The sequence below is a fragment of the Streptomyces sp. HUAS 31 genome (assembly GCF_028198125.1).
GTDB lineage: Bacteria > Actinomycetota > Actinomycetes > Streptomycetales > Streptomycetaceae > Streptomyces > Streptomyces chartreusis.
The window spans coordinates 8,651,011-8,660,661 of sequence record NZ_CP116353.1 but is presented as its reverse complement, the minus strand read 5'-3'; the positions used below and the strand labels follow the sequence as shown (position 1 = coordinate 8,660,661).

Below are 9,651 nucleotides of genomic sequence, written 5' to 3'. Positions count from 1 at the left end.
TCGGGCGGGGCGTCAGTCCGAGGTGGTCTCGGCCGCGAGCCGCAGCAGGCTCTCGCCGTCGAGGGCGTCCAGGTCGTGTGCGTCGCCCCCGTCGGTGGGGGCGTCGGGGGTCGCGGGGTCGCCGTCGGCGAGTTGCAGGATCAGCTCCAGCAGTCCGGCCTTGCGCAGCCGGGCGGGCGGCACGGCGGCGAGGGCGGCGCGGACCGCGGCGTCCGGGTCGTCGTCCGCGTCGGTGGCGGCGGGGGCGTCGGGGAAGAGCTCGGTGCGCAGATGGGCGGCGACGGCGGTGGCGTTGGGGTGGTCGAAGACGAGGGAGGCGGGCAGGGCCAGGCCGGTGACGGCCTTGAGCCGGTTGCGCAGGTCGACGGCGCTGACGGAGTCGAAGCCGAGGTCGCGCAGGGCGCGTTCGGCGGGCACGGCGTCGGCGCCGGAGTGCCCCAGGGTGGCGGCGGCCTCGGTGCGGACCAGGTCCAGGAGCAGCCGGGTGCGTTCGACGTCGGGCAGCTCGGCTAGCCGCTCGCGCAGGCCGGGGCCGTCCTCGGGTTCGGGGGCGTCGGCGGGCCCGGGGCCGGTGGCCCGCGCCAGTTCGGACAGCAAGGGGCTGGGCCGGGCGGCGGTGAAGGCGGGCAGGAACGCCGCCCAGTCGGTGGCCGTGACGGTCAGGGCGCTCACGTCCTCGTCGAGGGCGCGTTGCAGGGCGGCGAGCGCGGTGTCGGGATCCATGGGGTGAACGCCGCGGCGCGCGAGTTCGGCGGCGAGGCCGGGTTCGGTGGCCATGCCGGTCTCGCCCCACGCGCCCCAGGCGACGGACGTGGCGGGAAGTCCGGCGGCGCGGCGGTGGGCGGCGAGCGCGTCCAGGTAGGCGTTGGCGGCGGCGTAGGCGGGCTGGCCTCCGCTGCCCCAGGAGGCGGCGCCGGAGGAGAACAGCACGAACGCGTCGAGGTCGCGGTCCGCGGTGAGTTCGTGGAGGTGCCGGGCGCCGAGGAGTTTGGCGCTGAGCAGTGTCTGGAGGGTGTCCGGGGTGAGGGCGGTGGTGTCGCTGTCCCCTTCGGAGACACCGGCGGCGTGGACGACGGCGGTCAGCGGCTGCTCGGTGGGCAGGGCGTCGAGGTGGGCGGCGAGCGCGTCCCGGTCGGCGATGTCACAGGCTGCGACGGTGACACGGGCACCGAGTTCGGCGAGCTGCTTGGCGAGGGTGTCGGCGCCTGGGGCGTCGGGCCCGCGTCGGCTGAGCAGCAGGACGTGGGCGGCACCCCGGGCCACGGCCCAGTGGGCGAGACGGCTGCCGAGGGCCCCGGTGCCGCCGGTGACGAGGACGGTGCCGCCGGTGCGCCAGGGGTTGGCTGCGGTGGGTTCGCCGGCGGGGAGCAGACGGCGGTTGGTGTCGCCGCTGGGCATGGGCTCGGCCGCGCTGAGTTTATCGGCGGGGTCGAGACGGCGGCCGGGATCGCCGGTGACCAAGGTGCCACCGGTAGCGAAGGCGGTGCCGCCGGTCCGCCCGGACTTGAGCGCGGCCGGCTCCCCGGCATCGACAAGACGCCGCACATACGCGCCGGACGCCCGCAGTGCCAGCTGATCCTCGGTGGCGTCGGCCGTGAGCAGCGTGGTCAGCAGCGTCCCGCAGTGGGTGTCGACGGTGTCCGGCAGGTCCGCCAGGCCGCCCCACAGCGCGGGGTGTTCGAGGGCGGCGACCCGGCCGAACCCCCACAGGGTGCCCTGTGCCGGGTGGCGGACGAGGTCGCCGGGTACGGCGGCGACGGCCTCGCGGGTGAGGCACCACAGGCGGGGTCCGGCGGGCCGGTCGGCGAGGGCCTGGAGCAGGGTGACGGTGGCGGCGAGCCCGGCGGGAACAGCCGGGTGGCGGGCGTCCGCCGGCTCTTCGGCGAGGCTCAGTAGGGAGACGACGACGGGAGGTTGAGTTGGCAGGGAGGCGGCCAGCGAGGCGCGGTCGGCGGTGGCCGGGTCCACCTCGATGCGGGCGGTGCCGGGGCCGAGTGCGCGGACTACGGCGGTCACCCAGGGGTCGTCGGCGTGGGTGGACGGGACGACGACGAGGCGTTCGTCGGTGCCCCGAAGGGGCGCGGGGAACTGCGCGACCGGCCCCGACGCGCCCGCAGACGACGCACGGCCGCCGGCGGCACTTTGCGCCGGGCCCCCCACCGGCAGCGGGTGCCAGGCGTCGCGGTAGCTCCACGACGCGGCGAGCGCCCGGCGCCGGGACCGCTGCCGCCAGACGGCGAGGGCGGGCAGTACGGCGGCGAGTTCGGGTTCGCCGGCGCCGGTCTCGGCGGCGAGAGCGGCGGTGTCGGCGTCCTCGACCAGGTCCCAGAAGGCACTGTCCGCACCGCCGCCGGACCGCACGGGCGCGGTGTCGGCGGTGGGCCAGTAGCGGCGGCGCTGGAAGGGGTAGGTGGGCAGTTCGACGGCCGGTCCGGAGCGGACGGCGGAGGGGAAGCAGGGCCGCCAGTCGACGGGCAGGCCCGCCGCCCAGCCGGCCGCCGCCGACAGCAGGAATGCCCGGGCGTCACCGGCCTGCCGGCGCACGGAGCCGAGCACTACGGCGTCCTCCGCTCCCGCCGCCTCACAGGTCTCGCCGATCGCGCCGGCCAGGACGGGGTGCGGGCTGCTCTCGACGAAGACCCGGTGCCCGGCCGCGAGCAGCGCACGGGTGGCAGCCTCCATGCGCACGGTCTGCCGCAGATTGCGATACCAGTAGCCGGCATCGAGGGCGGTGGTGTCGAGCCGGCCACCGGTCACCGTGGAGTAGAACGGGACGCGGGCCGGGCGTGGGTTCAACTCACCCAGGACCGAGAGCAGTTGGTCCTTCACCGCCTCGGTCTGCGGGCCGTGCCCGGCGATGTCGGACTTGACGTCCTTGGTGCGCAGGTCCATGCGTGCGCACACCTCGCGCAGTTCGTCGAGGGCGGCGTTCTCTCCGGAGACGACGACCGTCGAGGGCCCGTTGAGGACGGCCACGCCGACCCGTCCGGGCCAGGCGTCCAGGAGGGGTTCGACCTGGTCTACGGGTGCGAACACCGTCATCAGGCCGCCCAGTCCACCGAGTTCGAGCATGGTCCGGCCCCGCAAGGCCACCAGCCGGGCCGCCTCCTCCAGCGTGAAGGCGCCCGCCACATGGGCGGCGGCGATCTCTCCCTGCGAATGGCCGACGACCGCGCCCGGTTCGACGCCGAGGGAGCGCCAGAGGGCGGCGAGGGCGACCATGGTGGAGAACAGCGCGGGCTGGACGACGTCCGCTCTGTGCAGTACGTCGGGGTCGTCGCCGTCGCCGCGCAGCAGGTCGACCGGCGACCAGTCGACGTAAGGGGCGAGGGCGTCCGCGCAGTCGTCGACGGTGGCGCGGAACACCCGTGAGGAGTCGTACAGTTCACGGCCCATGCCCCACCACTGGGAGCCCTGGCCGGGGAAGACGAACACCGGTCCGGTGGCGCTGTCGGCGGTCGCGCCGCGTACCACGGCAGGGTCGGCGGTGCCGCTGGTCAGGGCGTCCAGCGAGTCGAGGAGCCCGGCGCGGTCCGGGCCGAGGACGACGGCACGGTGCTGGTGGGCGGCGCGCGTGGCGGCGAGCGACCAGCCGGCCGCCGCGGGATCGGTCTCGGGGTGGGAGCGCAGGAACCGGGCGGTGCGGGCGGCCTGTTCGACCAGCGCGGGCGCGGTCCGGGCGGAGAGGAGCAGGGGTACGTCGTGGGTGTCGACCGGCCGGGGCACCGAACCGGCGGGCTCCTCGACGGTCTGCGCGGGCGCCTGTTCCAGTACTACATGGGCGTTGGTGCCGCTGATGCCGAACGCGGACACCGCGGCTCGGCGGGGGCGTCCGGTGTCGGGCCACTCCTGGGCGGACCGCAGAAGGTGTACGGCGCCCGTGGTCCAGTCGACTCGGGTGGAGGGCGTGTCGGCGTGCAGGGTGCGCGGCGCGGTGCCGTGTTCGAGGGCCAGGACCGTCTTGATGACGCCGACCGCGCCGGCCGCCGCCTGCGTGTGGCCGATGTTGGACTTCACCGACCCGAGCAGCAGGGGCCGTTCGCGGTCCTGGCCGTAGGCGGCGAGGAGGGCCCCGGCCTCGATGGGGTCGCCGAGCCGGGTGCCGGTGCCGTGCGCCTCGACGGCGTCCACGTCGGCCGGCCCGAGGCGGGCGTCGGCGAGGGCCTCGTGGATGACGCGCTGCTGGGCGGGCCCGTTGGGCGCGGTGAGCCCGTTGGAGGCGCCGTCCTGGTTCACGGCCGACCCGCGGATCACGGCCCGAACCCGATGGCTCCGGCGCCGGGCCTCGCTGAGCCGCTCCACGACGAGGAGTGCGACGCCCTCGGAGTAGCCGGTGCCGTCGGCGTCCTCGGAGAACGCCTTGGAGCGGCCGTCGCGGGCGATGGCGCCCAGCCGTTGGATACGGGCGAAGCTCGCCGAGTCGGTCATGACGGTGACCCCGCCGGCGAGGGCGAGCCCGCACTCGCCGGCGCGGACCGCGCGGACCGCCTGGTGCAGGGCGACCAGCGAGGAGGAGCAGGCGGTGTCGACGGTGACCGCGGGGCCGTTCAGGCCGAGGGTGTAGGAGACACGGCCGGACAGGGCGCTGGCGGCGAGGCCGGTGGCGGCGTGGCTCTCGGTGCGTTCGGCGGAGCCGCTGACGACATGGGCGTAGTCCTGCCCGTTGCTGCCGACGAAGACTCCGGTGCGGGTGCCGCGCAGGGTCTGCGGGTCGATGCCGGCCCGCTCCACGGCCTCCCAGGCGGTCTCCAGGAGCAGCCGCTGCTGCGGGTCCATGGTGACCGCCTCGCGCGGGGAGATGCCGAAGAAGGCCGCGTCGAAGTCGTGGGCGTCGTAGAGGAAACCGCCTTCGAGCCGCCCGCCGTCCGCGAACTCGCTGAGGTCCCAGCCGCGGTCACCGGGGAAGGGGCCGATGGCGTCGCGTTCCTCGGTGAGCAGGTCCCACAGGAGCTGCGGGGAGTCGGCGCCGCCGGGCAGCCGGCAGGCCATGCCGACGATCACGACCGGGTCGTCGGCGTCAGCGGCGGCGGAGGCGGCTTCAGGGGTGTCTTCTCCGATGCCGGACGGATCGGCGAGGGCGGCTTCATGGGTGCCGGTCAGGGCGGCCAGCAGGTGTGCGGCGAGTTCGCGCGGGGTGGGGTGGTCGAAGACGACTCCGGCGGCGAGTGGCAGACCCGTCGCGGCGACCAGCCGGTTGCGCAGTTCCACAGCGGTGAGCGAGTCGAACCCGGAGGCCCGGAAGGCCCGGTCGGGCGGGACGTCGGCGGCCCGGCGGTGCCCCAGGGCGCCCGCGGACTCGGCGCGCACCATGTCCAGCACGAGCGTGGTGTGCTCGCCGGGCGGTGCAGTACGCAGCCGGTCGGCCAGGGGCATGGTGGCCGGCGCCGGGGCGGGTGCGGCGGGGTGGCCGTCCAGGACCGGGCTGCGGCGCGGGCCCGTGCGGAGTGCGGCGGCCAGGGGCTCGAGGTCGGCGACCAGGAGGACGGGGTGGGGGTCGGAGGTGGCCTCCAGCAGGGCGGTCAGGGCCAGTTCGGGGTCGAGGCCGCCCAGGCCCGATCGTCGGCCCTGCGCGTCGTCGAGTCCGGCGGCCATGCCGGCGCCGTGCCAGGCCGCCCAGGCGATCGACACCGCGGGGAGCCCTTCGGCGCGGCGGCGGGCGGCGAGGGTGTCGAGGACGGTGTTGGCCGCCGCGTAGTTGGCCTGGCCGGGGTTGCCGAGGGCGCCGGACACCGACGAGAACAGCACGAACGCCGAGAGGTCGTGGTCCCGGGTCAGCACGTCGAGGTGCACCGCGGCGGTGGCCTTGGCGCGGAAGACGTCGGCGAACCGGTCCGGGGTGAGCCGCTCCAGCACGCCGTCGTCGAGGACTCCGGCCGCGTGCACGACAGCTGTCAGCGGCCGCTCGGCGGGGATCCCGGCGAGCAGTGCGGCGAGCGCGCCCCGGTCGGCGACGTCGCAGGCGGCGATATCCACCTCGCAGCCGGCGGCGGCCAGTTCATGTCTCAGGTCGTCCGCACCGGGCGCGCCGGGGCCACGGCGCGAGACCAGCAACAGCCGCTCGGCACCCTCGTCGGCCAACCGACGCGCCACCTGCGCGCCCAGGCCACCGGTGCCGCCCGTGACGAGGGTCGTGCCGGTGGGACGCCAACCGATGGGTGTCCCATCGGGCACCCGGGGCGCGGGCACGAGCCGCCGTACGAGGGCTCCGGTGGCGCGTACGGCCACTTCGTCCTCGCCGCCCCGGGCCGTGAGGGCGGCCAGTGCGAGGGCGACGGTGGGGCCGCTCGGGTCTTCGGCGGGCAGGTCGAGCAGGCCGCCCCAGCGGTCGGGTATCTCACGGGCGGCGACCCGGCCGAGACCCCAGAGGGCGGCTCCCCCGAGGCCATGGGCCCGGTCGGTGTCGACGGCGGCCATCGCGTCCCGGGTCGCACACCACACGGGTGCCCGCAGTCCGGCGTCGCCGGTCGCCTGTACGGCGGTCAGCGCGGCGAGCAGCCCGGCGGGCACGTCCGCCGCGTCCGAGTCCTCGAGCGCGGTGAGGCACAGGACGCCGGCCGGCTCGGCGTCCCGGAGCAGTGCGGTGAGCGTGGCGCGGTCGGTGCCGGCGGGGCAGCGGACCGGTACGGCCGCCGTGCCGAGGGCGTCGGTCAGGGCGGCGGCCCAGGGGTCGTCGTGCTCGGGCAGGAGAACCAGCCACGGGCCGGTCGTCCCACCCGGCGACGGGAAGGTGTGCGGCTGCCAGTGCTCGCGGTGGCGCAGGGCGTCGAGGGCGGTCCGGCTGCGGTGCCGGGACCGCCAGGACAGCAGGGCGGGTACGACGGAGCGGACGGCACCTTCGGTGACGCCGAGGCGGCCCGCGAGCGCGGCGGGTTCGGCGCGGCGGAGCGCCGACCACAGGTCCGTGCCTGCCGTCTCGCGGTCGGCGTGGCGGAAGGGGAAGCGGCTGCGGCGGAACGGGTAGGTGGGCAGGGCGACCCGTTGGGCCCCGGTCCCGGCGAGCAGGGCCGTGAAGTCGACCGGGACGCCGTGGACGTACAGCCTGGCCAGGGCCGTGACGGCGGAGTGCTCCTCGTCGGGGCCGCCGTGCAGCAGGGGTGTGACGACGGCGTCGGGCGGCAGGGTCTCCTGGGCGAGGGCCGCGAGGACACCGCCGGGGCCGACCTCCAGCCAGGCGCCGACGCCGTACTCGGCCAGCGTGCGCACGCCGTCGGCGAAGCGGACGGTCTCGCGCAGATGGCGCACCCAGTAGTCGGGGGTGGTCAGTTCGCCGGGCTCGGCGACGCGTCCGGTGACGTTGGAGACGACGGGCAAGGTGGGTTCGGCGAAGGACAGCTCGGCGACGGCCGTACGGAAGGGTTCGAGGGCGGGGTCCATCAGCGGTGAGTGGAAGGCGTGCGAAACCCGCAGGCGCGCGGTGCGGTGCCCGGCCTCGGCCAGCCGGGCCGCGACCGCGTCCACGGCCTCGTCGGGGCCCGAAAGGACCACGGAACGCGGGCCGTTGGCGGCTGCGAGGACGACGCCGTCGGTGAGCAGCGGACGGACCTCGTCCGCACCGGCGGCCACGGCGACCATCGCGCCGCCCGCGGGCAGGTCCTGCATCAGGCGGGCCCGCGCGGACACCAGGCGACAGGCGTCCGCCAGGGACAGCACGCCGGCGACGTGCGCGGCGGCGATCTCGCCGACGGAGTGGCCCATGAGGTACTCGGGACGTACGCCCCAGGACACCACGAGCCGGTACAGGGCGACCTCGACGGCGAACAGCGCGGGCTGCGCGAATTCCGTGCGGTGCAAGGTCTTTTCGTCCGGGCCCCACATCGCCGACCGCACGTTCGGGTCGAGCTCGGCGAGGACCTCGTCCAGGGCCGCTTCGAACACCGGGAAGCGGTCGGCGAGTTCGCGTCCCATGCCGAGGCGTTGGCTGCCCTGGCCGGAGAACAGGAGGGCGACGGACGGCTCGTCGTCCGCGACGGCCTCGGCGAGCGGCGGGGCGTCCGGGGCCGAGCCGAGCAGTACGGCCCGGTGCTCGAAGGAGGACCGTCCGGTGGCCAGTGAGTGGCCGACGTCGAGCGGAGCCAGTCCGGTGGCCCGCTCACGGACACGGGTGATGTGGTCGGTGAGGGCGTCGGCGGTGCGGGCGGACAGGGGCCAGGGCACGGCGTGTGCGGGTGACGCCTGCGACCGGGAAGCCTGTTCGGTTGCCGGTTGCAGCTCGGGCTCGGGAGCCGCCTCCAGGACCACGTGGGCGTTGGTGCCGCTGATGCCGAACGCGGACACGGCGGCCCGCCGGGGGCGGCCGGTGCGCGGCCAGTCGGCGGTCTGGCGCAGCAGTTCGACGCGGCCGGCGGTCCACTCGACGGCGTCGGTCGGGTCGTCCGCGTGCAGGGTGCGGGGCAGCCTGCCGTGCCGCATCGCGAGCACCGTCTTGATGACGCCGGCGACACCCGCGGCGGCCTGGGTGTGCCCGATGTTGGACTTCAACGAGCCGAGCAGCAGGGGCCGTTCGCGGTCCTGGCCGTAGGTGGCGAGGAGCGCGGACGCCTCGACGGGGTCGCCGAGCCGCGTGCCGGTGCCGTGCGCCTCGACGGCGTCGACGTCGGCGGGGGTGAGGCGGGCGCTCGCGAGTGCCTGCCGGATGACCTGCTGCTGGGCGCGGCCGCTGGGGGCGGTCAGGCCGTTGGAGGCACCGTCGGAGTTGACGGCGGTGCCCCGTACGAGCGCCAGGACGGGGTGTCCGTGGCGGCGTGCGTCGGAGAGGCGCTCCACGACGAGTACGGCGACGCCCTCGGACCAGCCGGTGCCGTCGGCGTCCGCGGAGAACGCCTTGCAGCGGCCGTCGGGAGCGAGGCCGCCCTGCCTGCTGAACTCGGTGAAGACGGCCGGGTCGGACAGCACGGTGACGCCGCCGACGACGGCGAGTTCGCTCTCGCCGGTCCGCAGGGCCTGGACGGCGGTGTGCAGGGCGACCAGGGAGGAGGAGCAGGCGGTGTCGACGGTCAGGGCCGGGCCTTCGAGGCCGAGGACGTAGGCGAGCCGCCCGGACAGGACGCTGGACGCGGTGCCGGTCATGACGTGTCCGGCGCTGTCGCCGGGTCCCGGGCGGCCGGAGTCCCACTGGTAGGTGCCCGCGTACACGCCGGTGCGGCTGCCGCGCAGGGACTGCGGGTCGATGCCGGCGTTCTCCAGGGCCTCCCAGGCGACTTCGAGGAACAGCCGCTGCTGGGGGTCCATGGTGGCGGCCTCGCGGGGCGAGATGCCGAAGAACTCCGCGTCGAAGGTGTCGGCGCCTTCGAGGAACCCTCCCCCGCGGGCGGTACTCGCGGCGAGCAGCGCGGGCAGGTCCCAGCCGCGGTCGGCGGGGAACGCGGCGACGGCGTCCCGGCCGGTGTCGACGAGCCGCCACAGGTCGTCCGGCGAGGTGACGTCTCCGGGCAGGCGGCAGCCCATGCCGACGACGGCGACGGGGTCGTCGTCCGGCGCTCCGGGGGCACGGTCCGACTCCAGTTCCTCGATGCGCCGGTGGGCACGGCGCAGCTCCGCCGTGACCCGTCGGAGGTAGTCGACGACTGTGTCCTGCTGCTCTTCCTGCACGGGATGTCCCATCGCGTCGGCGGAGGCGTACGTGGCCTGCGGGTGGGGGGTGGCCCGCTGAGG

At 75.9% G+C, this 9,651-nt stretch carries 1 protein-coding gene; it reads right to left on the bottom strand.

Annotation, left to right across the window (positions count from 1 at the left end; all coding sequences use genetic code 11):
• Nucleotides 1-12: 12 nt before the first annotated feature.
• The gene (locus PGH47_RS38045) at nt 13-9,588 is read right to left on the bottom strand and encodes a type I polyketide synthase (protein ID WP_443048597.1); all 9,576 of its coding nucleotides are present in this window, start codon (nt 9,586-9,588) and stop codon (nt 13-15) included.
• Between the last annotated feature and the right edge of the window lie 63 nt (nt 9,589-9,651).